This is a genomic window from Paenibacillus gyeongsangnamensis, from assembly GCF_027533625.1.
In the GTDB taxonomy this organism is placed as follows: domain Bacteria; phylum Bacillota; class Bacilli; order Paenibacillales; family NBRC-103111; genus Paenibacillus_G; species Paenibacillus_G gyeongsangnamensis.
Genome location: NZ_JAQAGZ010000017.1, coordinates 90,667 through 117,522, shown reverse-complemented (window position 1 = coordinate 117,522; position 26,856 = coordinate 90,667). Strand labels below are relative to the sequence as shown.

Annotated in this window: 20 protein-coding genes and 3 pseudogenes; 20 read left to right on the top strand and 3 right to left on the bottom strand. The window is 52.1% G+C overall.

All coding sequences use genetic code 11. The annotated features are described in order from the left end of the window. Positions 1–86 precede the first annotated feature (86 nt). From thrS to O9H85_RS24065, 8 genes and pseudogenes are all read left to right on the top strand, one after another. Positions 87–2,003: pseudogene (gene thrS / locus O9H85_RS24100) on the top strand (threonine--tRNA ligase). A gap of 129 nt (positions 2,004–2,132) precedes the next feature. Further along, positions 2,133–3,935, top strand: coding sequence for a sensor histidine kinase (locus tag O9H85_RS24095; protein ID WP_269883957.1), 1,803 nt, complete (start codon positions 2,133–2,135; stop codon positions 3,933–3,935). Between the two features lie 15 nt (positions 3,936–3,950). Beyond that, positions 3,951–4,265 (top strand): response regulator, encoded by a 315-nt coding sequence (locus O9H85_RS24090; protein ID WP_269883956.1) that lies wholly within the window; start codon positions 3,951–3,953, stop codon positions 4,263–4,265. After that, entirely contained in the window at positions 4,171–4,989 is an 819-nt protein-coding gene (locus tag O9H85_RS24085) for a helix-turn-helix domain-containing protein (RefSeq protein ID WP_269883955.1), read from the top strand. Before O9H85_RS24090 ends, O9H85_RS24085 begins: the two co-directional genes overlap by 95 nt. A 167-nt stretch (positions 4,990–5,156) precedes the next feature. Continuing rightward, positions 5,157–6,116, top strand: a complete 960-nt coding sequence (locus tag O9H85_RS24080; RefSeq protein WP_333474255.1) for an ABC transporter permease — start codon at positions 5,157–5,159, stop codon at positions 6,114–6,116. Between the two features lie 27 nt (positions 6,117–6,143). Next, positions 6,144–7,013, top strand: a complete 870-nt coding sequence (locus O9H85_RS24075) for a carbohydrate ABC transporter permease (RefSeq protein ID WP_269883954.1) — start codon at positions 6,144–6,146, stop codon at positions 7,011–7,013. A 24-nt stretch (positions 7,014–7,037) separates the two neighbouring features. After that, a complete protein-coding gene (locus O9H85_RS24070; protein WP_269883953.1) occupies positions 7,038–8,591 on the top strand; it encodes an extracellular solute-binding protein in 1,554 nt (517 codons plus the stop codon). A gap of 74 nt (positions 8,592–8,665) precedes the next feature. After that, positions 8,666–11,383 (top strand): MGH1-like glycoside hydrolase domain-containing protein, encoded by a 2,718-nt coding sequence (locus O9H85_RS24065; protein WP_269883952.1) that lies wholly within the window; start codon positions 8,666–8,668, stop codon positions 11,381–11,383. A gap of 119 nt (positions 11,384–11,502) precedes the next feature. Here the strand turns inward: O9H85_RS24065 and O9H85_RS24060 are convergent, their stop codons facing one another. Then, the gene (locus tag O9H85_RS24060; protein WP_269883951.1) at positions 11,503–12,045 is read right to left on the bottom strand and encodes a hypothetical protein; all 543 of its coding nucleotides are present in this window, start codon (positions 12,043–12,045) and stop codon (positions 11,503–11,505) included. A 200-nt stretch (positions 12,046–12,245) separates the two neighbouring features. Between O9H85_RS24060 and O9H85_RS24055 the strand changes: the two genes are divergently transcribed. Continuing rightward, positions 12,246–13,556 carry an ABC transporter substrate-binding protein gene (locus O9H85_RS24055; protein WP_269883950.1) on the top strand — a complete coding sequence of 437 codons (1,311 nt, stop codon included), beginning with the start codon at positions 12,246–12,248 and terminating at the stop codon, positions 13,554–13,556. A 92-nt stretch (positions 13,557–13,648) separates the two neighbouring features. On the opposite strand, the gene O9H85_RS24050 is transcribed toward O9H85_RS24055, so the two are convergent. Then, positions 13,649–14,452, bottom strand: a complete 804-nt coding sequence (locus O9H85_RS24050; RefSeq protein WP_269883949.1) for a methyltransferase domain-containing protein — start codon at positions 14,450–14,452, stop codon at positions 13,649–13,651. Positions 14,453–15,061: 609 nt separating this feature from the next. Here O9H85_RS24050 and pepT point away from each other — a divergent pair. Continuing rightward, complete coding sequence (gene pepT, locus O9H85_RS24045; protein WP_269883948.1) at positions 15,062–16,324, top strand: peptidase T; 1,263 nt, start codon at positions 15,062–15,064, stop codon at positions 16,322–16,324. 39 nt (positions 16,325–16,363) lie between these two features. Then, a complete protein-coding gene (gene kduD / locus O9H85_RS24040; RefSeq protein ID WP_269883947.1) occupies positions 16,364–17,119 on the top strand; it encodes a 2-dehydro-3-deoxy-D-gluconate 5-dehydrogenase KduD in 756 nt (251 codons plus the stop codon). Between the two features lie 845 nt (positions 17,120–17,964). On the opposite strand, the gene O9H85_RS24035 is transcribed toward kduD, so the two are convergent. Then, positions 17,965–18,324 (bottom strand): c-type cytochrome, encoded by a 360-nt coding sequence (locus tag O9H85_RS24035; RefSeq protein WP_269883946.1) that lies wholly within the window; start codon positions 18,322–18,324, stop codon positions 17,965–17,967. A 227-nt stretch (positions 18,325–18,551) separates the two neighbouring features. Between O9H85_RS24035 and O9H85_RS37540 the strand changes: the two genes are divergently transcribed. From O9H85_RS37540 to O9H85_RS23995, 9 genes and pseudogenes are all read left to right on the top strand, one after another. Then, complete coding sequence (locus tag O9H85_RS37540) at positions 18,552–18,851, top strand: twin-arginine translocation signal domain-containing protein (protein WP_333474254.1); 300 nt, start codon at positions 18,552–18,554, stop codon at positions 18,849–18,851. A gap of 12 nt (positions 18,852–18,863) precedes the next feature. Then, positions 18,864–19,313: a gluconate 2-dehydrogenase subunit 3 family protein gene (locus O9H85_RS37535; RefSeq protein ID WP_333474253.1), complete on the top strand. Its 450-nt coding sequence runs from the start codon at positions 18,864–18,866 to the stop codon at positions 19,311–19,313. Positions 19,314–19,337: 24 nt separating this feature from the next. After that, a pseudogene (locus O9H85_RS24025) lies at positions 19,338–21,058 on the top strand (GMC family oxidoreductase). Positions 21,059–21,098: 40 nt separating this feature from the next. Further along, on the top strand, positions 21,099–21,827 hold the full coding sequence (gene tatC, locus O9H85_RS24020; protein ID WP_269883945.1) for a twin-arginine translocase subunit TatC: 729 nt from the start codon (positions 21,099–21,101) through the stop codon (positions 21,825–21,827). Between the two features lie 27 nt (positions 21,828–21,854). After that, a pseudogene (gene tatA / locus O9H85_RS24015) lies at positions 21,855–22,047 on the top strand (twin-arginine translocase TatA/TatE family subunit). A gap of 230 nt (positions 22,048–22,277) precedes the next feature. Then, positions 22,278–23,261: a phosphotransferase enzyme family protein gene (locus tag O9H85_RS24010; RefSeq protein ID WP_269884024.1), complete on the top strand. Its 984-nt coding sequence runs from the start codon at positions 22,278–22,280 to the stop codon at positions 23,259–23,261. A 339-nt stretch (positions 23,262–23,600) separates the two neighbouring features. Next, positions 23,601–24,458, top strand: a complete 858-nt coding sequence (locus O9H85_RS24005) for a MurR/RpiR family transcriptional regulator (protein ID WP_457920781.1) — start codon at positions 23,601–23,603, stop codon at positions 24,456–24,458. Continuing rightward, on the top strand, positions 24,451–25,476 hold the full coding sequence (locus tag O9H85_RS24000; protein ID WP_269883943.1) for a serine hydrolase domain-containing protein: 1,026 nt from the start codon (positions 24,451–24,453) through the stop codon (positions 25,474–25,476). Before O9H85_RS24005 ends, O9H85_RS24000 begins: the two co-directional genes overlap by 8 nt. A gap of 43 nt (positions 25,477–25,519) precedes the next feature. Beyond that, complete coding sequence (locus O9H85_RS23995; RefSeq protein WP_269883942.1) at positions 25,520–26,839, top strand: ABC transporter substrate-binding protein; 1,320 nt, start codon at positions 25,520–25,522, stop codon at positions 26,837–26,839. Positions 26,840–26,856: the final 17 nt, after the last annotated feature.

Below are 26,856 nucleotides of genomic sequence, written 5' to 3'. Positions count from 1 at the left end.
TAAACGCGCTGGTCCTTGTAAGACAAGGACGGCGTAGGCGTTTATCCTAGTGTAGATTCAAATACCAATAAAATGGAGGAATGAACATGTCGATCAAAGTAACTTTTCCGGATGGGGCTGTACGGGAGTAAGCCACAGGGACTACGGTTGAGCAAGTGGCGGAGTCCATCCGTCCGGGATTCAGCAAGAATGCGGTTGCCGGGAAGCTGAACGGTCAATTGGCGGACCTCAGCCGGTCGATCGAAGAGGACTGCCTCGTCGAAATCGTCGCCGCAGACAGCCGGGACGGCTTGCAGGTGCTAAGGCACAGCACGGCGCATCTCATGGCTCAAGCCATCAAGCGAATCTATGGGCAGGGTTCAGTAAAGCTCGGAATCGGTCCCGTCATCGAGGATGGCTTCTATTATGACATCGACATCGAGAAGCCTATCTCGACTGACGATCTTGCTGCGATTGAGCGGGTCATGGAAAGCATTGTGCAGGAGAACCTGCCCATTACCCGGCGTGTCGTAAGCCGCGAAGAAGCGATAAGAACATTCGAGAAACTCTGGGAGTCGCTGAAGCTGGAGCTGATACATGAGTTGCCCGAGACTTCGGTGATTACTCTGTATGAGCAAGGCGAGTTTGTGGATCTGTGCCGTGGGCCCCATCTGCCGTCTACCGGCCGGATCAAATCATTCAAGCTTCTAAACGCAGCAGGCGCCTACTGGCGAGGGAGCTCGGACAACAAAATGCTGCAGCGCATTTACGGGACCGCCTTCCCTAAGAAGGAACAGCTGAAGGAACATTTGTTCCTGCTCGAGGAAGCGAAGAAGCGCGATCATAGGAAGCTGGGGAAAGAGCTCGGCTTGTTCATGTTCTCTAAGGAGGCCCCCGGCATGCCGTTCTATCTGCCGAAGGGCATGACGCTCCGTACGGAGCTAGAGAATTTCTCGAGGGTGCTGCAGAGGAGACATGATTACCAGGAGGTAAGGACGCCGTTTATGATGAATCAACGGCTCTGGGAGCAATCAAGGCACTGGGATCATTATCACGAGAATATGTATTTCACGGAGGTCGATGAAGACAGGTTCGCGCTGAAGCCGATGAACTGTCCGGGGCACATGCTGATCTTCAAAAACACCCTTCATTCGTACCGCGAGCTTCCGCTGCGGATCGCCGAATTCGGGCAAGTCCACCGGCACGAGTACTCCGGCGCCTTGAACGGCATGATGCGCGTACGGACGTTCTGTCAGGACGATGCCCATCTCTTCGTAAGACCGGATCAGATCGAGGATGAAATCGCCCGCGTTATAGCGCTGATCGATGAAATGTACCGGATATTCGGATTCGACTACAAGATTGAGCTGTCCACTCGTCCAGAGAGCTCTATGGGCTCCGAAGTGTTATGGAACGAAGCGGAAGACGCGCTTCAGAATGTGCTGGACCGGCGGGGCATCCGCTACGTTGTTAATGAAGGAGACGGAGCCTTCTACGGCCCGAAGATCGACTTTCACATTCTCGATGCGCTGAAACGCAGCTGGCAATGCGCCACGATCCAGCTAGATTTCCAAATGCCCGAGAAGTTCGATCTGTCATATATTGGCGAAGATAACCAGAAGCACCGTCCGGTCGTCATTCACCGCGCCGTTTACGGTTCGATCGATCGGTTCATCGGAATTCTTACGGAGCATTATGCCGGAGCCTTCCCATGCTGGCTTGCGCCGGTGCAGGTCAAAATATTGCCGGTGTCGGATCCGTACGTTCCTTATGCGGTTCAAGTGAAGCGTGCGCTGGAGGCGGCGGGCCTTCGCGCGGAAGTTGATCAGCGCGGCGAGAAGCTTGGCTATAAAATTCGTGAAGCCCAGCTTGAAAAAGTGGCTTACATGCTTGTGTTAGGCGAGAATGAGCAAAGCTCGGGCACGGTCGCGGTCCGCAAGCGAGGGGAAGGAGATATCGGCTCGCTCGGCTTAGAGGAGCTGATTGAACGTTTGGTCGAAGAGACGATCAGTAAATCGAATTAAATGCGGGGATCGTTCTTCGAAGCAGGCTGCCCATACATGGAGCAGCCTGCTCTTCTTTGAGGATGCTTTTCACATCCCTTCTTCCATGGTATGGTATAACAAAACAACCATGCATTGGGGATGGGTACGATGCGGATCGCAATACCAAACGCAGTCTCCATGAAAACGAAGCTTCTGCTGCTGATCTTATTTTTTCTCTGTTTCCCGCTTCTTATCTTCGGAATGATGTGGTATGTCCGATCGACCGAGGCGATCGAGAAAAATGCAATCGGTTACAGCGAGCAATTGGTGCAGCAGATCAACTCCCAGCTGGACTGGTATTTTGCCGATGTGGAACGGATTACTTATCCGCTTCTGCTCAATCCGCAAATTCAGTCTTTTATGAAATTGGACCCGTCGGATCAATTTGAACGATTTTTGATCAGCAGCAAAATTTCGGAGGAGCTGTTCCCGAGCATCATTTTCGGCCGGCCGGATATATACGGGCTATCGATCGTATCGAAGTCGGGAATTGCTACGGCCAGCTATAACACTTTTGCCGCTAAAGACAGCTACGAGCAGTACAAGGATGAGCTCATGGATGACCGGAACTATAAAATCATGGGCCTCAGCTACAAGGATTCGACGCCGGTATTAACCATTTCCCGTAAATTTATGGATACGCTTTCTTACCGCTCGGCCGGATTGCTTATCGTGCATCTGCGCTTGAATGAAATCATACATATTTTGGACAAGGTCAAGCTGGGACGAACCGGATACGTCTGGGTGATGGATGGGGGTGGCAGCATCATCTACCACCCGGATAAGGAGAAGTGGGGGCAAGCTGCAGACGAACGAGGGGCCCGGTTGAAATTCGGCGGAAGCAGCGGTTATTCCGTCGACCGGGTAGATGGGGAGAAGCGGCTGGTCATCTTCCACCGTTCGAAGCAAACGGGATGGACGCTCGTATCCGAGGTGCCGCTTCACGAGCTGAATGAGGATATGATCAGCCTGAGGAACATGACCGTATGGATCGGTCTTCTGCTCGTCGGCTTGGCCTTATTATTGGTAGCCGGCTATTCGCTGCGGGCCACGCGTTCCTTGTCCCATCTTCAGCGGCTGATGCGCAAAGCGGAGGAAGGGGACTTGGCGGTTCGGGCGCCGGAGAATCGGAGGGATGAAATCGGACAGCTGAATCACAGTTTTAATAAGATGGTGAAACGAATATATTATTTGATCGAAGAGGTGCACTCCTCCCGGCTGAAAGAAAAGGAAATGGAAATTCGGCAGCGCGAATCCGCTTTACAGGCTATGCAATCTCAAATTAACCCTCACTTTCTATACAATACGCTGGAAATCATTAATTCTTATGCCCTTGTCGAGGGGGTGAGGCCGATCAGCCGGATGACCGCCGCATTATCCGATATATTCCGTTACAGCACGGGACATCCGAGGCAGACGGTTACGCTAGGCGAAGAGATTCGCCATACCGGCACTTATCTGGATATTCAAAGAGAACGGTTTAAGGCACTGGAAACGGAGATCAAGCTGGACGGGAGCTTGCTGGAGCAAGTACCTATTCTGCGCTTGACCGTTCAGCCGATCGTGGAGAATGCGTTTAAGCACGGATATCAGGCTCACAAATTGAAGCCGACGTATATCGGTATTTCAGGTGAGCTGCACGAATGGGGATTCGCAATGCGGATAGAAGACCGGGGCAGGGGAATGGAGCCGGAGCGGAGAGCCGCTTACAATGAAGCCTTCCTAGCGGAAAATTCGCTTAGCGGCTCTTCTTTCGAAGCAATCGGCTTATGGAACGTTCATCAGCGACTCCGGCTTGTATTCGGTCCGCCTTACGGACTCTACATCGTCAAATCGGATGCCGGCGGAACGATCGTTGAACTCAGGCTAAGGTATGAAGGCGAAGGTCCGGCAAGTTCCATTTCACTATAAAAAGGCGGGGATTCCATGTACAATGTCATGATCGTAGACGACGAAATCATGATCAAGAAAGGCTTGTCCAAGCTGATTGGCGATAGCCCTTACGGTTTCCGGATCAGCGGTGAAGCGGAGGATGGAGACGAGGCGCTGGCCTTATGGGAGAAGGAGCCTGCAGATTTGATCATTACGGACATCAGCATGCCGGTAATGGACGGATTGGAATTCATCCGGGAAGTGCGCAAGAACGGTGGATATCGTGATTTTATCCGGCTACGACGAATTTGCTTATGCCCAGCAAGGACTGCGGTATGGCGTTGCCGATTACTTGTTAAAGCCGGTTAGAGAAGAGCAGGTGTACGAAATACTGACGAAGACGGCTTGCAAATTGGAGGCGGCGCGCAAAGCCAAGGAGCAGCGGGGATTCTGGCTTCAAGAATGCAAGAAGGCCGCTGAACAAATCGCCGAACACGTCTGGCTGCTGAACGAGGAGGAAGCGATACGCGCTTGGATTGAATTCATGCGACGTTTGGAGATAGCGAAGCCCGGAGCCGGAACGATTCGAAATGCAGCTGACGACCTGATTGCCCTGCTGCAGGGCGAGCTGCAATTGCGGGGCGATGAGGAAAGTGCGGAGATGGATCCCGTTCCCTCGGCTGCAGAAGACGATCTACTCGAGCTAGTCAAGAACGGTCTTATCGACATCATGAATCGCATCCGACAGTCCCGCAATTGGGGCCTATATCATCCTGTTCGGAAGGCGCTTGCTTTTATTCATGATCGTCTTAGTGACCCGGAGCTGTCGATGCAGCAAGCCGCCGCAGAGACCGGGATGTCTATCTCGTATTTCAGCCGAAGTTTCAAGGAGGAGATGGGGATTTCATTTACCGAGTATGTTATCCGCCGGAGGATGGAGCATGCCAAGGAGCTGCTGCTGGAGGCGGGCAGCAAAACCTATGAGATCGCCTGGGCCGTCGGCTATATGGATTACCCGCATTTTGCGAAATCATTCAAGAAATGGTATGGATTAAGCCCGACGGAATATAAGAAGCGGATGACCGGGTTCTAGCGACAAAGATGGAAGACGTCCGGCAGGCGTCTTCTTTTATTATGCCGCAAAACCCGCGCGAAGGAAGTAAAATAAACACAACTTTGAGCATCGGAAGACATGTTCTGATTCCGTGAGAACGTTTACAATGGTTCCAAGACAAGTCACTTCAGGAAAGGAGCTGCGCTATGGAGGGAAGCGGAAATCAACCCGCGGTTCAGGCCGCTGCGGCGATCGGAAGCAGACCGCGAATAGGCAAATATTTGTGGAAGCATTGGCAAATTTATTCCATGGTGCTTCCCGGACTCTTGTTTTTTGTGCTGTTCAAATATGTCCCGATGGCCGGGATTGCGATTGCATTTCAAGATTATAACGTATTTAGCGGCGTGCTCGGCAGCAAATTCGTAGGGCTCAAGCATTTTCACAACTTGTTTACGTACCCCGAATTCCTAAGAGTGCTGAAAAATACGCTGCTGATCAGTATTTACCAGCTAGTGTTCGGCTTTCCGGCTCCCGTCTTCATCGCGATACTGCTGAACGAGGTGCGCCGGATGGCGTTCAAGCGTACGATTCAAACGATTTTGTATTTGCCGCATTTTTTGTCTTGGGTCATTGTAGGGGGATTGGTCATTAATTTCCTGTCCCCCAGCTCCGGGATGGTGAACGATGTACTGCGCTCGCTCGGGCGACAACCTGTATTTTTTATGCAGGAGCCGGATTATTTCCGATCGATTGTCGTGATCTCGGGTATTTGGAAAGAAGTAGGCTGGAACACGATCATTTATTTGGCGGCGCTTGCCGGAATTCATCCGGAATTATATGAGGCGGCGGAGGTCGACGGGGCAAGCAAGCTGCGGCAGGCGTTCCATATCACCCTTCCTTCCCTGCTGCCTACCATTATGGTTCTGCTGCTGCTTCGAGTCGGTCACATTCTGGATCTCGGCTTCGAGCAAATTTATATGCTGCTCAATCCGCTCGTAACCGTCACCGGTGAAATTATCGATACTTACATTTATCGCGTCGGTCTCCTCGGGGGACAGTACAGCTACACGACAGCCATCGGATTATTCAAATCGGTTGTCGGCATTATCCTGGTCGTCGGCGCCAATCATTTGAGCAAAAAAACGACTGGCAGCTCGATTTATTAGTCCGCAGGGAAAGGAGGGGCCCATCCCATGATTGGAGAAAGCGCTTCGCGCAAATGGTTTTTAGGCTTCAATTACGCGTTTCTGACATTGATCGGGCTGGCAATGCTTCTGCCGTTTCTTCATATATTCGCCGGTTCATTAAGCAGCGGGACGGCCATTTCGCAAGGAAAAGTGACGGTTTGGCCTTCCGATCCGACCTTCATCAACTATCAGGCGGTATTAAAGAATGCGGCGATCTGGAAATCGTTCGGAGTTACGATCTTCCTGACGGTTTTCGGTACGGCCTTCAATTTATTGTTCACCGCCCTGATGGCTTACGGCCTATCCCGGAATGAGCTGAAGGGGAGGACTTTCATCCTGCTGCTCGTCGTATTCACGATGATTTTTCAGGTACCGCTTATTCCGGGGTATCTGTTAGTCAAGTCGCTGGGGATGCTCAATACGCTCTGGGCGCTTATTGTTCCCGGCGCGATCAGCGCATTTAACCTGATCATTATGGTTTCTTTTTTTCGCGAAATCCCGGACGGACTGGTGGAAGCGGCCAAGATCGACGGAGCGGGCGATTACCGTATATGGTGGAGCGTCGTCCTTCCCTTGTCGCTGCCTTCCTTAAGCACGATCGGCCTATTCTATGCCGTGGGACATTGGAACGGATATTTCAATGCCATTATGTTTATCCGCAATCCCGGCTTGTTCCCCCTGCAGGTGAAGCTTAGGCAGCTCATCGTGGACAGCGATACCGAGTCTCTGATGCAGAGCGTGAACGTTACGCTCCAATCGATGGAGGGGATTAAGATGGCTACGATTATGGTGGCCACCTTGCCTATATTGTTTGTTTACCCGATGGTTCAAAAGCATTTTATTAAAGGGGCCATGCTGGGATCGGTGAAAGGCTAATTTCCAAGCGAAGGAGAAGGGGATATGTCAAAAAAATGGTCTATGTTTGCGTTGTCTCTCACTTTATTATCCGGTTCATTGACGGCTTGTTCATCGGGGAGCGATAGCGCGAAGGCGCCGTCCGGGGGGAACGGGGACAATAAACCCGCAAAGCTGAAGATCGGCATCGGTACCGAAGGGCTGCAGTACATCGAGGGCTCGCCGAATATCAATGATGACAAATATACCAAGAAGCTTCGCGAGCTCTCGAAGACCGACGTAACGCTTGATTTGATCCCGCACCGGGAATTCGATCAGAAGCTGACGCTGCTGTTTGCGGGCGGAGAGCTGCCCGATCTTCTGCAGACGCACGGGATCAACAAACCGGAAGTAGCGCCGGCCGTCGACACCGGCATCCTTATCCCGCTTAACGACCTCATTGACAAATACGGTCCCAATCTGAAGAAGAACATTTCGAAGGAAGCCTGGGACTTCGCTTCCGTCAGCAAAGACGGCAAGATCTACGGGATCCCGACCACGAATCCGACACCGAACGGCAATGTCATGATGGTAAGAAAGGATTGGCTGGATAAGCTCGGCCTCAAGCCTCCGAAAACGGTGGACGAATACATCGATATGCTGCGCGCATTCAGGGACAAGGACCCGAACGGCAACGGCAAGGCCGATGAAATCCCTTACTCCGGACGGGAAAAGCTTGCGTTCACGGAAGCCTTCTTCGGTGCTTATGACGTGCTGCCGGCCGACTGGAAGTTCGAGAACGGCCAGCTCGTGCCGAACATGATCCGGCCGCAGATGAAAACAGCGCTCGGCGTTTATAAAAAGCTGTACGAAGAAAAGCTGCTGGACAACGAGGTATTCGTACAGCAGGCCAAAGACTGGGATGCCAAGATTAAAGCGAAAGGCATCGTCGGCTTGTGGACGCATGCGGCGCGAATGGCGGATAAATGGTCTGCCGAGGTGAAGACGGGAACACCCAGCGCCCAGCTGGAGGTGATTCCGGCGCCGACCGGCCCGGACGGCAAAGGAGGCTTCGGTATCGGATCCCAAGTCGGAGGCAACGTATGGGTGATTCCTAAGACGACTAAAAATCCGCAAGCGGCCATTCAATTTCTCGACTGGTTCTACTCGGACGAAGCGCAGAAGTTTCTGACTTACGGGCTGGAGGGTGAAGACTATACGGTAGATAACGGGAAGATCAATTATAAGTTTCCGCAAAAACAGGATGAGATTTACAAAGAAGAGATGCATCAAAATTGGCTGAGACTCGTGGGCCCCTCTTATTTGACGAATAACGAATTTATGAAGGCCCGTCCGTCCGGAGATCTGGTATTAAAGGCGATTGACCTCGCAAACAAGGAAGGGCGCAAGAACGACGGCATGGGAATGCCCGCGCTGCCGACCCTGCAGTCCCGTCCGGAGCTGGGCAAGGACGGCTTGTGGTTGGAGCTTGCAGCCAAAATTGTGACCGGCAAAGAATCGGTAGACGCCTTCGACAAATTCGTAGAGGACTGGAAGAAGCGGGGCGGCGACCAAGTGATTAAAGAAGCTACGGAATGGTATAAGAGCACGCACAAATAATGAATTCGTGAGGAAGGCATGAAGCCGATCGTGAGGCTATGCCTTCTTTGCGCGAAGCCGGGGAGAGATGAAGAATGGAAGCTTTGAAAGGAACGCATGACCTGCCGCAGCTTCCGGCTTGGGGTCCTTATACGAAGAAGTACATGGGTCTGTCGCATATTGCCGATTCGTACCGGGGAATCCGCTTCGACCTTAGCGTGTTTCCCGGATTTTACCGCAGGAAAGTGGACGTCCCGAACGTGATGTGGGAATCCGGCTATCATCCGCGGGAAGCGGCGCCTGATTTGAGCTACTTCATGCACCGTCACGAAATGGAGTGGAAAGACCGCGTTTATGCCGATGTCGCTTTTGCCGCACTTTCCGATCATACCCGTTTGGTCCGGGCGGAGCTGGTGAATCGTACGGAGCAGGAACAAAATCTGGTGCTCCATTTGATGGGATCCCTTCATTTTCCTGAGTTGCGTTCACACGGTCCCGTCCTGCAATGCGACAAAGTTGTTCTGCCCTCCAAAGCCGTCTGGGCCGATGCGCTGGATTATAGCGAGCTGCAATTTGCTGCGCCTCGTCCATCCGATAACCTGGTGTATGACGGCTGGTACAGAGGGGAGATCAGGGGGCATGGCTTCGTTGGAGGTTCGGGTCTCGGAAAAGGCTTCGGCTTGGATAAGGGGGACCAAGTAGCCTATGACATCGAAACGCCGGGACCGTACGAGCATGCCGTTCTCCTTATTCGCTATAGAATGGAAGCCGGCGCAACGCTGCGCCTGTCCGTGAGAGGCGATATCGAGGCATTGCTGGAGCTGAAGGGCTCCGGAGAGCTCATGACGGAGCGAATCGATCTGGGGCCGTTACATGCGAGGCGGCTTGTCCTGCGCTTGATTTCCAACGGAGGGGCGGAACTGATGCTGGACGGCCTTGTGGTTACTGAGCACCAGTCGGCGGGCGAGGTCCGGTTTGAAAGGGAGAATCGGAATCAGCACCCTACTTTGCTGCCGGGACCTGTCCGCAGCAGCTTGATTTTGAAGTATGAGGGATTGAACCAATTCTACGGCATATTGTGGAACTATCCGGATTATGAAGTCCGGGAATTCCACTGTGACGAATTAGACCGCTTCATGCGCCACACCGTATATCATCATGTCAATTCCGTGTTGAAAGGCGAGGGCGAAGGCCACTTTACGAATGTGTTTCTGCGGCCGATCCGGCTTCAGCCTGGCAGCAGCAAACGGATATACGCCATAGTCGTCTCCGGATCTTTGCAGGAGGTCGAAGAAGCTCTAAGCAGCGGAATGCCGGAGGAAGCGGAATGCGAGGAAGTGTTTGAAGAAGCCAGAGCCCGGGTACCTCGGCTAGAGAGTACCCCGGCTGGAGATGCCTTTCGTTTCAGTCAGCAGCTTATGGCTGCGACTCTGTTAACGAACGTCGTCTATCCGGTTTATACGAGACGTTCGTATATCCGGCACAATACGCCGGGCCGCTGGTGGGATAGCCTCTACACGTGGGATTCCGGCTTTATCGGTCTTGGGCTGGCCGAGCTTAACATCCGGCGGGCCGTTGAATGCCTGAACGCGTACCTGACCGAGTCCGGCGATCCTCACGCCGCTTTTATCCATCACGGGAGCATGGTGCCCGTACAGCTTTATTTGTTCTTGGAGCTGTGGAATAAGACCCGATCCAGCGAAATGCTGCATTCGTTCTACCCTAAGCTAAGGCAGTATTATCAATTCTACGCCGGTAAAACCGGCAGCTCCACAACAAGCGCCTTGCCGTCGCATTTGCTGAAAACATGGGATTATTTCTATAATTCCGGGGGATGGGATGATTATCCGCCGCAGGTAGCAGTGCATCGTGAAGGCTTGACCGGCCGTACCGCTCCCGTATCCAATACGAGCCATGCCATCCGGATAGCCAAAATTTTAAAAATGGCCGCGGCTGCCATCGGAAACCATTCGGAGGATATTCTGGAATATGATGAAGATATCGACCGGTTCCGTGAAGCGATCCAGCAGAATGCCTGGGATGAGGCGGAAGGTTACTTCGGTTATGTGCTGCATGACGAGGAAGGAAAACCGGTGTCGCTCCTGCGTCATCCCGGCGGCCAAAATTACAATATGGGCCTGGATGGAGCGTATCCTTTAATCGCGGGCATTTGTTCGGCCGAGCAGGAAAAGCGTCTCCTTACTCATCTATCCGACAGCTCCCGTCTATGGAGTCCGATCGGATTAAGCACGGTCGATCAATCCGCAGCCTATTATCGTCTTGACGGTTACTGGAACGGCGCAGTCTGGATGCCGCATCAATGGTTTTATTGGAAGGCGCTTCTGGGGCTAGGGCATGGAGAGCTTGCCCGCCGGATTGCCCTTACGGCTCTAGCCCTCTGGGAGAAGGAAGTCCGCGAATCGTATCATTGCTTCGAGCATTTTATTATCGAATCGGGCAGGGGAGCGGGGTGGCATCACTTCGGCGGATTATCCTCCCCGGTGCTTTGCTGGTTTCATGCTTATTATACGCCAGGCACATTCACGGCAGGCTTCGATGTATGGATTCATCACTTTGAGTTTCACGAAGGGAAAACGGAAATGACCGCCAGCCTGAGCCATAACGGCGAGTCCGGGCGGAAGCACCTGGTGCTTGCCTGTATGAACGGCAATGGCGCATATTCGGTAACCTGGAACGGGGTTACCGCTGAGTTCAAGCTCATGGATCATGGACTTCTGGAAATCCGGCTGCCAACCGGTTGCACGGGAGAGCTGGTCATTCGACAAACGGCCGTCGGGCATGGGGTGGAATAGCGATAGCAGCCGCCTTTGAGATCAACAGCGGTTGGAACCCCATAGCCCACCCTCCAAAGCGCAATGAATAAACACGCTAAAGGACCGTCCGGTGATTTTTTCGGACGGTTTCTCACATATTAGTGGCCTCTTGAGCCCCAAGGCTTAAATACCGATATGACGGTCATGCCGGCCAGCGACATGATTTGAAGCGCAATCCCGGTCCACAGTGCTGCCGTATTCACTTGAAAGACCGGATTGTGAAGCGCTTCGAGTCCCTCGGCGGAGATCATGGTAAGTCCTCTGAAGCTCCAAACGTAGAAGCCGATTACTCCGATCCCGATAGACAATAAGGTCAAACCCTCCTTGACCATGATCCAATAATAGCGAAAGAGCCCCCAGCGGGTTAGAACCGAGAGAAGAATGCCGGTCAGCACGGTTCCGATCATGGAAGCCCGTATTCCCGTGCGGGCTATTAAATTCATGATAAGATAGCAGGCCTGCAGCACTTCCCGGCTCGTCGCGGACAGCGCTGCGATACTGACGATGACAATGACGACCGATTCGCCGAGCAGAATGCCGTCAAACAATAGATGGAAGGAAAGCAGCCATTTTTTTTGTTTCGAGCTTAACGATTTCAATGCTCCAGCTCCTCTCGCATCGTTGTATCGATGACGGATCATAAACCATTGTAACCTAAAATTGTCTTAAAATGATGCTCAAAATGGTCACAATCCGGTCACAAGCTTATGCTGACGGAACATATGGCAGGAATAAAGTGAATTTTGAATAAAAACAAATGAGGATATGAGATGGAATATCCAGACTATCCCATCTATAATAGCAACAGCTATATTCATGACGACTATAGGGGGAGTATATCATGATTCGAAAATCGCTATTCGCTATTCTCGCGCTATCCTTCGTAAGCGCTTGCAGCAGCTCGGGAATTCCAAGCGGCACACCCGGGGGTGCGGGGGAAACGAAGAAAGCTCCGGTAGAATTGACGGTTTATTATCAGTATGCCGCGGATTGGAACGAAAGCGATTTCAACAAAGTATTTGCTGAGCCGATTAAGAAAAAGTATCCCCATATTACTTTAAAGTATCTGGTTGGAGGCAAAGGACAGAACATCCCGGAATTGATTACTGCCGGACAAAAAATTGATATATTGTTCACGTCCATCGGTCAGACGTCCTCCCAGCTGCTCGACAACGGTCTGCAATACGACATTACGCCGTTAATCAAGAAAAACAATTATGATCTCTCCAAGCTTGACGCGACTATGGTCGACGCAGCAAAGAAGCTGGCTAAGAATAACGGCATTTATGGCCTGCCTGTGTTTGTGCCGCCGACATCGATTTATTATAACAAAGATCTTTTTGACAAATTCGGCGTACCTTATCCGAAGGACGGCATGACTTGGGACGAGCTGTACGAATTAAGTAAGAAGTTAACCCGAACGGACGCAGGGGTGCAGTATTGGGGGTTAGGCTCTTCGCATGGACATTTGGTGCTGATGAATCAATTATCGCTGCCGATTGTGGACAGCGCTACGAATAAAACTACCTTCAACACGGACGACAAGTGGAAGACATGGATCGATAATCTGATGCGATTTTATCGGATTCAGAACGGTCCTCTGCCGGACAAATTGTCCGAACCGCATGAAAGGAACCGGTTCTTTAAGGACCGTACGGTCGCCATGTTCCTGTCGGTAACGGCGCTTCATTCGCAGACGGAGATTGGGGACATGAACTGGGATCTAGCTTCCTTCCCGGTATTCTCAGGCAATAAGGTCGGACCTCAGGCGTATCCGACGTATTTCTACGTTACCTCCATGAGCGATCTTAAGGACGATGCTTTCGACGTGATCTCTTACCTAACATCGGAAGAATTCCAGACGGCGCGCGCCAAGGAAGGAACTCTATTGCCGACGCTAAGTAACCATAAGGTTCGGGAGCAATTCGGCCAAGATAACCCGATGTATAAGGGGAAGAACGTGAAGGCGCTTCAGCCTGACCAATATGCCGCTCCCGGTTCGGTTAATCCGTATAATAAGATGGCCGCCGACGATTTAGGCTCGGGGATGAAAGATATGCTGCTAAAAGGCAAGGATATGAATACGATGCTGCGGGATGTCACCGAAGGCTCAAACAAAAAAATCGAGCAGGCGGAATCAGCAAAAAAATAGATGCGTCGTGCGATGGCAAATCGTCGCTCATCTTCGTTAACCCTTTGCTGCCCAGACAGAGAATGATCTGGGCAGCTTTTGTATTTATTGCGTCACCTCGTTCCTTCCACCGCAAGCATATACATGGTCAAGGATTGAGCCTCGCTAAAAATCCATTCCCGGTATTCTTGTTCGGCGCTGATTACATCGGACTCTTCCATATACCCGTCCCGGACCATTTGGGCCCCCCGGCTCGACGCCGTATCGGCCCAGAGGGCGATGCGCGATTCGAAATCGGGATCGCTTCGCTTCGTTATTTCATGCTGGGGCGTTACAACAATCTCATGAAGCCCGGCGTCCTGGAATAAACCGGGAAGACAATCGGCTATATCATTACGAATACCGGCATCGGCTCGCCACTTCAGATAAGCCTTGTAGAAGTGAAGCATGCTAGCCGGCGGCTCCGGCTGCCAAGATATTTTGAGATGATTATAATCCGAGATCAAGATGCGCCCGCCGATTTTTGCGGCATGCTTCATCCGATGCAAGGCTTCCACCGGATCCGATAACCAGATAAATACTCGAGCAGCGGTGACCATATCGAACGATTCTTTGAAATCAAGTTTATAGATTTCACCGGTTTCAAAGGTTAATCCGGGCACAGTTCCATGCATTTGACGGGCTTTGTCAATCAGCTTCGGGTTGCTGTCGATCCCGACGACTCTCCCCCCAGGACCGACCGCTTCGGCGATTCCCCGTGTAATGGCTCCTGTTCCGCACCCTACGTCAAGAACGCGTATCCCTTTGTGAACGAGCTCGGACAGTCTGCGATGCGATGCGCTTAATGTACGTGCATCTAAAACGTTCGTCAGCTTTCCAGACAATTCGGCTCGGCTGCTTGCCGTATCCATAGTCATCCATATCCCTCCGCATTCGAGTGGTTTCACGTTATCGAACATCATAAACCTATTGTATGGCTCGAACTTCCATTGGTCTAATATATAAAATAAATGAAATTCATAGAAAATAACTATAAGTGGGTGGATAGAGTTGCTAGCAAAAGTATGGATTAATTAACACGTATTTCCTCATTCCAAACGTAAACAATGTATGCGAACTAAATATTATAATATTGGCCTAAATATTGTAATATTGAACGTGGTATAGTTTAAAAATAAGTTGAATGAGGAGAACATAAGACATCAATCGAGGATTCATATAAGACAGGCTTCCCGGACAAGAGTCTAATGAAGGAGGAAACGATCAGTTCTTCCTTATAGAGTCTGGGTGTAATGAGATTGTGCTGTGTCAACGGCACGCAATCGGTTTAGTGACTGGGCCATAGCTTCAGTCGGAATACGATGAACACTGTCTCAGCGGCATGAACGGAGCCGACTTTAGGGCAGTGTTTATTTTTTGTGCGTGGTTTTCTTGGCCGGTAATGGTAATATAAAGATTGGGCAAACTTGGATATTGGAAGCCGATGGGCCGTATAACCATCCATAGAACAGAAGGGATGAGAAGCAATGAAGGACGAAATCATTCAACGATTTACATCCTATGTCAAGGTAGACACCCAGTCCGACGACAGCAGCGAAACCTGTCCCTCGACACCCGGACAGCTGACGCTGGCCCGGATGCTTGTTCAAGAGCTGGAGGCGATCGGCATGGAGGACGTCACGATCGACAAGCATGGATACGTCATGGCGACGCTGCCTTCCAAGACGGAAAAAGCGGTGCCGACCATCGGATTTTTGGCTCATATGGATACGGCCACCGATTATACCGGCGCACACGTCAATCCGCAAATCACGGAGTCCTATGACGGCAAGGACATCGTCCTTAATAAAGACCTGCAGGTCGTTTTGTCGCCGCAGCATTTTCCCGAACTCGCCCGCTACATAGGACATACGCTCATAACGACGGACGGAACGACGCTGCTCGGAGCGGACAATAAGGCTGGGATCGCGGAAATTATGACGGCGATGGCTTATTTGATCCATCATCCGGAAATCAAACACGGGCGGGTCCGGGTCGCTTTTACGCCGGATGAGGAGATCGGGAGAGGTCCCCACAGGTTCGATGTAGCCGCCTTCGACGCTCGCTATGCCTATACCGTGGACGGAGGTCCCTTGGGAGAGCTCGAATACGAGAGCTTCAATGCCGCCCAGGCGAAAATCACGATTAAAGGAAAGAACGTGCACCCCGGAACGGCGAAGGGCAAAATGGTGAACTCCGCCAAAATCGGCATGGCCTTGCACGGGAAGCTTCCTTCAGAAGCGGCGCCTGAGCTTACCGAAGGCTATGAAGGCTTCTACCATTTGATCTCCTTTCACGGAACCGTCGAAGAGACCAAGCTGCATTATCTCATCCGGGACTTCGACAGGAATGCGTTCGAGGCCAAGAAAGCCGCGCTCGTGCAAATCGTGAACGAGTTCAAACGAACGTATGGCGACGAAACATTGATTTTGGATATGAACGATCAATATTACAATATGAGAGAGAAAATCGAACCGGTGAAGCAAATCGTCGATTTAGCCCATCAGGCCATGACCCGGTTGGGGATTGAACCGGTGATTAAGCCGATCCGGGGCGGAACGGACGGTTCGCAGCTCTCTTATATGGGACTGCCTACACCGAATATTTTTACAGGCGGAGAAAACTATCACGGCAAATACGAGTATATCTCGGTCGATTCTATGGTCCAAGCCGTTTTCGTCGTAATTGAAATCATTAAGCTGTTCGAGCAAACCGCAGAAGGTGAACAACCCCTTCGGAGCAAGCCGTAACAACCGGATCTTGTACAAGAGGATGAGGAGGGGAAAGCATTGCAATATTTCAATTTAACGGGACAAACGGCAGTGGTTACGGGAGCGGGGAGAGGGCTGGGCCAAGCGATGGCCGTCGGTTTGGCGGAGGCGGGCGCCGATGTAGCGCTGCTTCAGCGCTCAAGCGCCGGCCTGGAAACAAGGGAGCGGATTCAGGCGCTCGGGAGGCGGTGCGAGATCGTTCCGTGCGACCTCTCGGATATGCAGCAGGTCAAGGGAGCGCTGAATCAAGTGGACGCCCTCTTCGGTAAAATCGACATACTCGTCAACAACGGGGGCATTCAGCGAAGAGCACCCGCGGTGGATTTCAGCGAACAGGATTGGGACGATGTCCTGGACGTGAATTTGAAATCCGTATTTCTGCTCTGCCAGGAAGCAGGGCGGAGGATGATCCGCGGCGGCCGGGGCAAAATCATAAACATCGCTTCGCTGCTATCGTTTCAGGGAGGCATTACCGTACCGGCGTATGCCGCAGCCAAGGGAGGCGTCATGCAGCTGACGAAGGCGCTCTCCAACGAATGGGCCGGTCTCGGCATCAATGTCAACGCCATCGCGCCGGGCTACATGGACACCGACATGAACACGGCGTTGAAACATAACGAAACGCGCAGCCGCCAAATTATGGAACGCATTCCTGCCGAAAGATGGGGCAGGGCGGAAGATATGGTGGGCGCCGTGATCTATTTGGCTTCCCCAGCATCGGATTATGTTCATGGCCATGTGTTGGCTGTCGACGGCGGCTGGCTTGGCAGGTAGCCTTTGTTTATAAAGATGGCGGTCCTTGTTTCCATGCAGGCCGTCTTCAAATAATTCTTTAAACGACCAAGGAGCTGCCTTAGCAGCCCTTTGGCCGATTCTTTTTTTATTGAGATGAAACCGGCTTCCGATAGTCATTAAGCATAAGGACAGGGCATGGGCAGCCTATTTTCGGAAAGATAGATTACGACAGGGCGGCTCCGGCGCAACCCTAATTATAGCTGACGACCATAGCGAACCGTTAGTCCATGGCTCCCGGCCCAAGCGAGGTTTTGCGCCCTCTGGACCGTGAACGCCGTTGCAGAATCCGACATCCTGATCGGGGTCAAGATCCTGCGTTTGAAAAACCGCTAGATGAGGCAATGACGCTCTTGCATTCATGGAATTCCCTCCTTCTAGGGTTCGGCCGCGATGCCATTGGTCCGGTCTGTACCCAGGACTATTCAGCAGCGGCGAATAAAAAGGGAATAACCTGCTGATCCTATTGTAAGCAGATTCGGTACCGCTTACTATATTTATTTAAACTATTCTGGAGAGATGCAGAGGTTATGACGAATGGCGAAGATACTTTCCCTCAATTCAACGACTTCGCGAAATTGGCCCATCATATATTGTCTCTGGAGATGAGAGTACCTAATTCGGAGGTAGAGCGCATCATTAAGGATATGGAAGGGTTCGGGTTCAGATTTAAGAACTCTTGGGCGTCTGTCGAGCTGCTAGAACATACCGTGATTGATTTCTGGAAAAAAGAGTGCAGCCGGTTTTTCCCCGATAAAAAACGTCATGGGATCAATTTCTTGTTAGCGGATAACAAGAAGTTGGTCCCATTACTTTTTTGTAAAATGCTATTTTTTGGTCGACAACCAATCGGCGACCGCACTGATTTCATTGTCTGCAAGTCTGCCTTTAAAGGTAGGCATAGCCCCTCTTCCGTTGCCGACAATGGTCGCGATCTGATCCTTTGAATATTTGGCCCCGACCTTCTGCAGGTTGGGCCCGACGCCGCCCTCCAAGCTTGCCCCGTGACAGCTGATACAGTTTGCTTTAAAAGTGGCTTGCGCGTCCACCGTGGTTCCTCCAGCAGCGGCTCCGGGACTGGGGGCTGGTGCAGGAGCTGGGGCAGGTGCCGGCGCCGGCGCTGTTTTACCGCAAGCGGACATCGAGAGGGCAACCAGCAGCGAAAGACTTACGAGTGATTTCCTCATAGTGTGCCTCCTTACTTCATTTTCGTTATAAATCAATAAGCCTTGCTCGAATCTTCCGGTAAGATTCGATAATAACGTGCCCTTTTATTTGGTTTTCATACGGGCGCTTGGTAAGAAAGATGGAATGCTTTGCATAAAATGGCCGTTCGCGGTTGAATCTAAACACAAACCCTGCATTTTCCAATAAGAAGGCATGAACAAACCAACTACTTGAAGGAGGAATGATCATGGCAGAGCAGCACAATGAACAAGCGCCCAATGGTTCCCGGCGGCGTTTTTTGAAGTATTCGGGAACGGCAATCGGGGGAGCGGTTGTCGGCGGGGTAATTGGTAGCGCGCTGACGGGCGGATTAAACAAAAAGCCTGCGGCGCCGCCGCAGGCGAACCAGCCGGCACCGGCCAATTTCAATCAGGCGCCGATGTTCTTCACGCAAGCCCAGCTTCAGATTACGGAGGCGGCGGTGGAACGCATTTTCCCAAAGGACGATTTAGGTCCTGGGGCGGCGGATCTGGGCGTTGCTTTCTAGATTGACCATCAGATGGCAAGTCCGTGGGGATACAATTCCCGTGAATACCGGATGGGTCCCTTCATGAAAGGGGAGGCGACCCAGGGCGATTATCAGAGCATGGAGCGGCACGAGGTGTTCACCATGGGATTGCAGGCGATAGAAGAGGCCAGCAAGAGCAAATATTCCAAATCGTTCGTCGATTTGGCCAATAACGAGAAGGATGCGATCCTCACCTCGCTTGAAAAAGGAGAAATTGCGGTCGTCACCGGAGTGACAGGGAAAACGTTCGTTAATTTGCTGCGCAATTTAACGATGGAAGGAGCTTATTCCGACCCACTATACGGCGGGAATAAAAATATGATGGGGTGGAAAATGCGCAAATACCCCGGCAACCAAATGAGCTATGCGAACATCATGGATAAAGATCAATTCGTCGTCATGGAGCCGCGCAGCCTGCACGATCATTTTGCAACGCACTAGAATAACGGAAACGAGGAATATCTTATGGCTACTAAAGTGCCGAAAGTTCCGGTAGTGATCGTCGGAATGGGCTGGGTCGGAGGCATCATCGCCGCCGAATTAACGAAGCAGGGCACCAAAGTCGTAGGCTTGGAGCGGGGAAAGCCCAGAAGCACCCAGGATTACTACATGGTGCACGATGAGCTGCGTTATGCTCTGCGATATGATCTGATGCAGAACTTGTCCAGGGAAACCGTTACTTTCCGTAACAATGAGAAAATAACAGCCGTCCCCATGCGGGAGTACGGTTCTTTCCTGCTCAGCGAAGGGCTCGGAGGCGCAGGCGTCCACTGGAACGGACAAACCTTCCGGTTCCTGCCTTACGACTTCGAGATCTATAGTAAGACGGTGGAGAGGTACGGAAAGAAAAAAATACCGGACGGCATGACGCTGCAGGATTGGGGGATTACGTACGACCAGCTGGAGCCGTATTTCGACAAATTCGAGAAGCTGGCCGGCATCTCGGGGGATCAGGAACAAAATCCGCTGGTCGGCAAGCGCTCCAGTCCTTTCCCTACCAAGCCTATGGTTAAAACGCCGGTGATCAAGCTATTCGAGGACGCAACGAAAAAGCTGGGATATCATCCATATATGATGCCCTCCGCTAATTTATCGGAGCAGTACACGAATCCGGACGGCATCACGAGAGCGGCCTGTCAATATTGCGGCTTCTGCGAACGGTTCGGCTGCGAGTACGGGGCTAAAGCGGATCCCGTCGTTACGATTCTGCCGATCGCCCAGAAATCGGGTAATTTCGAGCTGCGCAGCTATTCCAATGTGATCCAAATCTTGCACGACGGGAAGAAAGCGAGCGGTGTCGTCTACGTGAATACGGTAACCGGCTAGCAATTCGAGCAGCCGGCCGACATCGTCATCCTGGCGAGCTACGTATTCAACAACAATCGTCTGCTGCTAACCTCCAAGCTGGGCAAACCGTACGATCCCGCTTCGGGAACCGGCGTTATCGGCAAGAATTACGCTTACCAGACGAACGGGGGAACGGCAACCGGGTTTTACGACGACAAGGAATTCAATTTGTATGCCGGTGCCGGTTCGCTCGGGATGGAAATTCCCGATTTCAACGGAGATAACTTCGACCACGGCAATCTCAACTTTATCCATGGCGCCGGTATCCATATCTCCCAAACCGGGCAGCGGCCGATTGCGACGAATTCCGTACCCAAGGGGACGCCGGCTTGGGGGAAAGAGTTCAAGCAGAAATCGGTCAAATACGCAAACAGCGTTCTGGCGGTCTCCCCTCAAGGAAGCTGTATGCCATGGAAGCATCATTATCTGGATCTGGACCCTACCTACAAGGATATATACGGCTTGCCGCTGATCCGGGTCACCTTCGACTTCGAGGACCAAGACCGCGAAATGATCAAGTTCGTTGCCGGCAAAGCGGCCGAGATTATGAAGGAAATGAACCGACCTCGATGGACTCGGCCGATCAGCTCGGACCTTACAACATCGTCCCTTATCAATCCACGCACAATACAGGAGGGGTCATCATGGGGGCCGATCCCGCTGCCTCGGCGGTCAATTCGTATTTGCAAATGTGGGATGCGGAGAATGTGTTTGTCGTCGGAGCCTCGGCATTTCCCCACAACAGCGGCTACAACCCGACGGGGACCGTGGGCGCACTGGCTTACCGTGCTGCGGAAGGGATCAGCAAATATTCGAAGCAGGGCGGCATGCTCGTGTGAGCTGCGAAATACAGACGATGTCACGAGAGGAGGGGATGGGGTGGAGCAGGAGGATTGGATTTTTCACTTGACGGAGGTACGGAAGAGGCTCTTGATCGTAGGAGGATGGTTTGTCGTCACGCTCGGCCTGGGAATGTACGTGTCCCCGCAAATCCTGCGTTACATTAAATCGCGGCCTATGGAAGGCGGCATCGAATGGAATGTGTTTTCCTTCACGGACGGCCTGCTGATTTACATGAAATGCGCGATTCTGTTTGCCGTCCTGTTCACGATGCCCTTGCTGCTCTACCATCTGTGGGCGTTCGTAAGGCCGGGATTAACCGATTCGGAAGCGCGAAGCACCTTGCCCTATATTCCCGCAGCCTTCGCCCTGTTCCTGTTCGGAGTCGCTTTCAGCTACCTTGTCGTCTTCCCGATGATGCTTCGGTTCATGAAGAGCATCAATCATACGATTGGCGCTGTAGAAACGTACGGTATCGACCGTTACTTTTCGTTTCTCTTCGATATCGTCTTTCCGATGGCCGTTGCCTTCGAGCTGCCGGTAGTTCTGCTCTTTTTGACCCGAATCGGGCTTCTTACCCCGGACAGGCTAAGAAGGGCGAGGAAATATGCTTACGTTGGCTTAACGATTGTAGGCTCTTGCATTTCGCCGCCGGATTTCGTTTCCCATCTGTCCGTAACGATCCCGCTGATCCTGCTGTTTGAAATAAGCGTCTTCTTCTCCGGCAGGCAGTGGCGAATGATGAGGGAAAATTCAACCCCAAGTTGACAAACCATAGAAAAGAGGAAAGCCCAGATGTTTAACAATATTGGCGTTTCCGGTTTAATATTGATTCTGGCGATTGGCGCTGATCCTGTTCGGTCCCGCGAAGCTGCCGCAGCTTGGACGGGCATTCGGGGATACGCTTCGCGAATTCCGCAACTCCACCCGCAGCATCGTTGACGAGCCGGAGCAGGAGAAGGGTTCGGGGAACGATATGAGAAAATGATTGCAAATGGGATTTCATTGACGGAAGGACCGCGCAACACTCGGTCTTTTTTTGCCGTTGCGGCGATGCCGGGGCCCTGATGATATCGTTCCTCTAGTTGCAGATAAGAAAGCGGTTGCAGTACATGATGCACGCTAGGTATTATTGTAAATAGGGTTTGGATAAAAATACCATATAGGTGGTGGAAAACACGATTTTCCAGTCATTTAGGTGAAGGAGGATCAGATCTCATATTTCTATCCGATGAAAAGCTGGTCGATATCATAAGCGAATATGGAATAAGCCAACCGGACATTACCCTAATACGGCATAATGAAAACAGAACTTATAAAGTAACGGATCGAGTCAACCTAAATTCGTATTTGTTCCGCATCCACCAGCCGGTTACGAAGAATTTGGAAGGCATGCAGCATCGTCGCGACGGGTTAGGCTGCGAGCTTCAGCTGCTGAAAGATATCGTAGAGAGCGGCGTTCTGACTGCGCAGACTCCGGTTCCAAACTGCAACGGAACGATGATTTCCGAGATCCGTCACGAAGACGATACGATATACTGCTCCATGCTCCGATGGATCGACGGACGGGACTTAACGAAGGAAGACTTAACGCAGGATGGTTTTGTTCATGAGTTGGGCCGTGAGACAGCCAAACTGCACCGATTTCTCCGAACCTATAACCGGGTCGAGACTCAATTTCGGCCGAAGTATGGGGAGGAACGGATTCATACGATGAGAAAGCAAATTTTTAGCGGGGTGGAGAAGGGCTTATTCGATCTTGACGATTACAGCATAGTCGATGCATTGTTTCAACTCATCGGCGCCCGTCTTCAAGCGATGGCCGACAGGCCGGAAGCTTGGGGGATCATTCACGGTGATCTGAATAAGAGTAACATTCTGTTAACCCCGGCTGGTTGTGTGTTTATCGATTACAGCCTCTTCGGCTCCGGTTATTATTTGTATGATGTTGCGATGGGCGCTTTAAACTCCATACCTGAGAACAGAAATCGATTCTTCGAGGGTTATTTTGAAGAAGAGGCCGTATCGGAGGAGTGTCTCATGATTGTGGAAGGCTTCATGCTGATGTCGATACTGGGATATTTTGCGTTTCATATGGAAAACGAATCCATCCATCCGTGGATCAAAGAACGTATGCCGATTTTTTGCGAGAAGCACGCCAGACCTTTTCTGAGCGGAGAACGTATCATTTATCATTTTTAATAGGGCTGGGAACATTGTTAAAGGGAGCGAATTCGCATAGTTGAAGCGAGCACGTTCCCCCGAACCAGAGCGGGAAAGGCAGGTAGCTCCACTCCGTGATTGCATTTTAATGAAGCTGTGCACGCAACGGGATGAGGGGAATAAACATGGGTATCTTGCAGGCAACATTGCCGACTTGCAAGAAATCGATCCAATACAGAGCTTAGGGAGAAGTTCCCGGCTCTGTTTTTTTGGACAACAAAAGAAATAATATTTCATAAAAGTGTTTACAAAATGAAACATTACTCGTTATAATAAGGTTGTAGCTCGAACGAAATTGAACGGCAAAGGATGGTTTCCATGTTGAAAGGCGGCTTGATCAGCATCGAAGCGGCCATGGGCAGTTTAAAGCCGATGGAGCGCAAGGCGGCGCAGTATATATTGGAGCATCCCGAAGAAGTTGTGAAGTTGTCCGTGCAGAAGCTGGCGGAGCTGGCGGACGTGAGTGAAGCTACGATCATTCGTCTATCCCGGTCGCTGCACTGCAAAGGCTTTCAAGAATTAAAGCTGAGGCTCGCCGGCGATTTGTCGCAATCGTCGCTGCCGGCGGAATCATATCAGGAAATCCGGACGGACGGCTCGACGCAGCAGCTCATCGAATCCGTCTCCCATAACAATATCGTTTCGATCCAGGATACTTTAACGGTGCTCTCGGCGGAAAGCGTGGAAAAAGCCATTGCCGTGCTTAGCGGCGCAAGAAAAATCGGCGCGTTCGGCATCGGCGCATCGGCGGTTATCGCAGAGGATTTCAAGCAGAAGCTGACGCGGATTAACCGTTGGTGCGAGATCGGTACCGGCTTCGATATGCAGGCGACCATCGCCGCCAATTTGCTGCCCGGGGACGCCGTCTTCGGAATATCTTATTCGGGTCAAACTGAAGACATGATCCGCTCGCTTGCCATTGCCAAGGATAGTGGAGCAGATGTGATCTCGCTCACCCGTTTCGGGGCGAATCCCGTATCGGAGCTGGCGGACATCCGGCTATATACTAGCACCTTGGAGAAGAGCATCCGAAGCGGTGCGATGGCGTCCCGGATCGCGCAGCTGAATGTGATCGACATTCTTTATGTCGGCATTGCAGGCGCCCATTACGAGGAAAGCGTTCAGTCTCTGGAGAAGACACGTCAGGCGGTAAAGGTGGGGAAACGCGGTGGATAACGTAGACCGGCTGGTACAAGGCTGGGTGAAGGATCGGCTGCTTCCGGGCGCTGTCCTCGACATTTCAATTTGTAACCGCTTTAGGTTTCAGAAAGCATACGGTTCTTATTTGGATAACCAAGGGGCTGAGCATCCGATTCGGCTGGATACCTTATTCGATATCGCCTCCCTAACGAAGGTAACGGCCACGCTTCCCGCCGCTCTGCTCCTTGCCTCGCAAGGCAAGCTGTCAATCGACGCGAAGGTCCAACACTATTTGCCGGAGTTCCGGCATCCGGCGGTTACGCTGCGCCATCTGCTGATGCATGCTTCGGGTCTGTCTCCGAACTTGCCTTTTCAGCCTCGCAGCGTTCCGAGACCGGGGCTGATAGCTGAAATCTTCGCTAAGGAGCTAGACTACTCTCCGGGAACCGATATGCAATACAGCGATCTGGGCATGATTCTTCTCGGTCTCGTGATTGAGCGGACGTCCGGCGAATCGCTGGACCGGTTCATACGGCGGACACTGTTTGAGCCGCTCAGAATGAATAGTACCACCTTCAGACCGGAAGCGGAGCTTCAGAGCCGCATTGCCGCAACGGAACGGGTGGACGGAGCATTCGTCATTGGAGAAGTGCATGACGAGAAATGCCACCATCTCGGCGGTGTCTGCGGCAGCGCGGGATTATTCTCGACCGCGGGCGATTTGCAGCGTTATGCCGGCTGGTGGCTTCAACCGGAGCGCAGAGACATCCTGTCTCCGGATGTGATGCGGGAAGCCGTGACCGATCCGATCCGAGGACGCGGTCTGGGCTGGGAGGTATGGCACGATGCCAGCCGGGTACCGAGCTGCGGGCAGAGCTGGCCGACAGGGAGCTTCGGCCACACCGGATTTACCGGAACGAGCCTCTGGATCGCGCCGAAGCAGGGGCTCAGCGTCGTGTTTCTCACGAATGTCGTTCATTTCGGACGGAATCACCGGCTTAGAGAGCTTCGGCCGATCCTGCATGAAGCGGTTTGGTCCTCATGTATTTCATGAGGTTAAATATAAATGAGGTCAATTAAAAGGGAGGATTTTCTAAATGAAACGTGCACTCAGCGGGATATTGGTCACGATGGTAGCAGCTTCTTCGATGCTGGCCGCTTGCAGCAGCAGCACAGGCAATACCGGTAATAGCGGCAATTCAGGTACGTCCCCGGGTGCCGGTACGGCGCCTGCGGCAAGCGCGCAGCCGAAAGTGAAGCTCACCATGGGCAGCTGGCGTACGGAGGATACGGATGCCTACACGAAGATTATCGCCGAATTCACGAAGAAGAATCCGAACATCGAGATCGAATTCAAGCCGACCAAGAATACGGAATATAACACGTCGCTCAACACGGCTTTGCAAAGCGGCAGCGGACCGGACATTATCCAACTTCGTCCTTATGCTGCGGGCGCCGCGCTGGCCGACGCCGGCTACTTGGAGCCGCTGGACGGCTTGAAGGGCATGGACGTGTTCGCGAAGGATACGCTGCTGGCCGCCACGGGTTCGAACGGCAAGGTCTACGGCGTACCGACCGTATTCAGCTCGACGCAAGTTTTTTACAACAAGAAGATTTTCCAAAAGTATAACTTGCAGGAGCCGAAGACTTGGGATGAATTTCTGAAAATCGCGGATACGCTTAAGAAAAACAAAGTAACGCCGTTCGCCTTCGGATCCAAGGAGGGTTGGCTGCTGTCCTTGACCCACGGGATGCTCGGCCCTTCCGTCTACGGCGGGACCGACTTCATCAAAAAGCTTCTTTCCGGCGAAGCGAACTTCAAGAGCCCGGAATTTATCAGCTCCATTAAAATGCTGAAGGATTTGACGCCTTATTTCCCTGATAATTACGTAGGGATCGGAATGGACGACATGAGGAACATGTTCGTAACCGAGCAAGCCGCGATGATGGTGATGGGCGACTGGGAATATGCCGTCATGAAGAAGACGAATCCGGACCTGCAGATGGATGTGTTCCCGGTGCCTCCGATGAAGGAAGGGGGCAAACCTTCGGTGACGACATGGGTCGACGGCTCGTTTGCAGTAAATGCCAAGTCGGCGCACAAGGCGGAAGCGCTCAAGTTTATGGAGTTCATGACAACAAAGGAGTTTGGCGCCTTGGTAGTTGATCAGCTGCAGAAGCCGAGCGCCATTCCGGGCATACCTGCGACAGACCCGCTTGTAGCCAAGCTTTCCAAAAACGCCGACACTATTGCCACGCCTTACGCCGCTGTTGTCTACTTTAGCGCAGGCAACCCGACTACCAAAGTCACTTTGGAGAATTCGATTCAAGGCATGTATTTGAACAAGCTTACGCCGGAGCAGGTCGCGGACGAAGTGCAGAAGAGCGCGGACACTTGGTTTAAACCGAAGAAGTAAGATAGGGACCAAGTCCC

Coding starts and splice junctions, on each gene's coding strand:
- O9H85_RS24075 (WP_269883954.1), top strand. CDS start 6,144: ATGATTGGAGAAAGCGCTTCGCGCAAATGGTTTTTAGGCTTCAATTAC.
- O9H85_RS23995 (WP_269883942.1), top strand. CDS start 25,520: ATGAAACGTGCACTCAGCGGGATATTGGTCACGATGGTAGCAGCTTCT.
- O9H85_RS24065 (WP_269883952.1), top strand. CDS start 8,666: ATGGAAGCTTTGAAAGGAACGCATGACCTGCCGCAGCTTCCGGCTTGG.
- O9H85_RS24055 (WP_269883950.1), top strand. CDS start 12,246: ATGATTCGAAAATCGCTATTCGCTATTCTCGCGCTATCCTTCGTAAGC.
- O9H85_RS24005 (WP_457920781.1), top strand. CDS start 23,601: ATGTTGAAAGGCGGCTTGATCAGCATCGAAGCGGCCATGGGCAGTTTA.
- O9H85_RS24080 (WP_333474255.1), top strand. CDS start 5,157: ATGGAGGGAAGCGGAAATCAACCCGCGGTTCAGGCCGCTGCGGCGATC.
- O9H85_RS24050 (WP_269883949.1), bottom strand. CDS start 14,452: ATGACTATGGATACGGCAAGCAGCCGAGCCGAATTGTCTGGAAAGCTG.
- O9H85_RS37535 (WP_333474253.1), top strand. CDS start 18,864: ATGGCAAGTCCGTGGGGATACAATTCCCGTGAATACCGGATGGGTCCC.
- pepT (WP_269883948.1), top strand. CDS start 15,062: ATGAAGGACGAAATCATTCAACGATTTACATCCTATGTCAAGGTAGAC.
- O9H85_RS24070 (WP_269883953.1), top strand. CDS start 7,038: ATGTCAAAAAAATGGTCTATGTTTGCGTTGTCTCTCACTTTATTATCC.
- O9H85_RS24090 (WP_269883956.1), top strand. CDS start 3,951: ATGTACAATGTCATGATCGTAGACGACGAAATCATGATCAAGAAAGGC.
- O9H85_RS24095 (WP_269883957.1), top strand. CDS start 2,133: ATGCGGATCGCAATACCAAACGCAGTCTCCATGAAAACGAAGCTTCTG.
- O9H85_RS24060 (WP_269883951.1), bottom strand. CDS start 12,045: ATGATCCGTCATCGATACAACGATGCGAGAGGAGCTGGAGCATTGAAA.
- O9H85_RS37540 (WP_333474254.1), top strand. CDS start 18,552: ATGGCAGAGCAGCACAATGAACAAGCGCCCAATGGTTCCCGGCGGCGT.
- O9H85_RS24035 (WP_269883946.1), bottom strand. CDS start 18,324: ATGAGGAAATCACTCGTAAGTCTTTCGCTGCTGGTTGCCCTCTCGATG.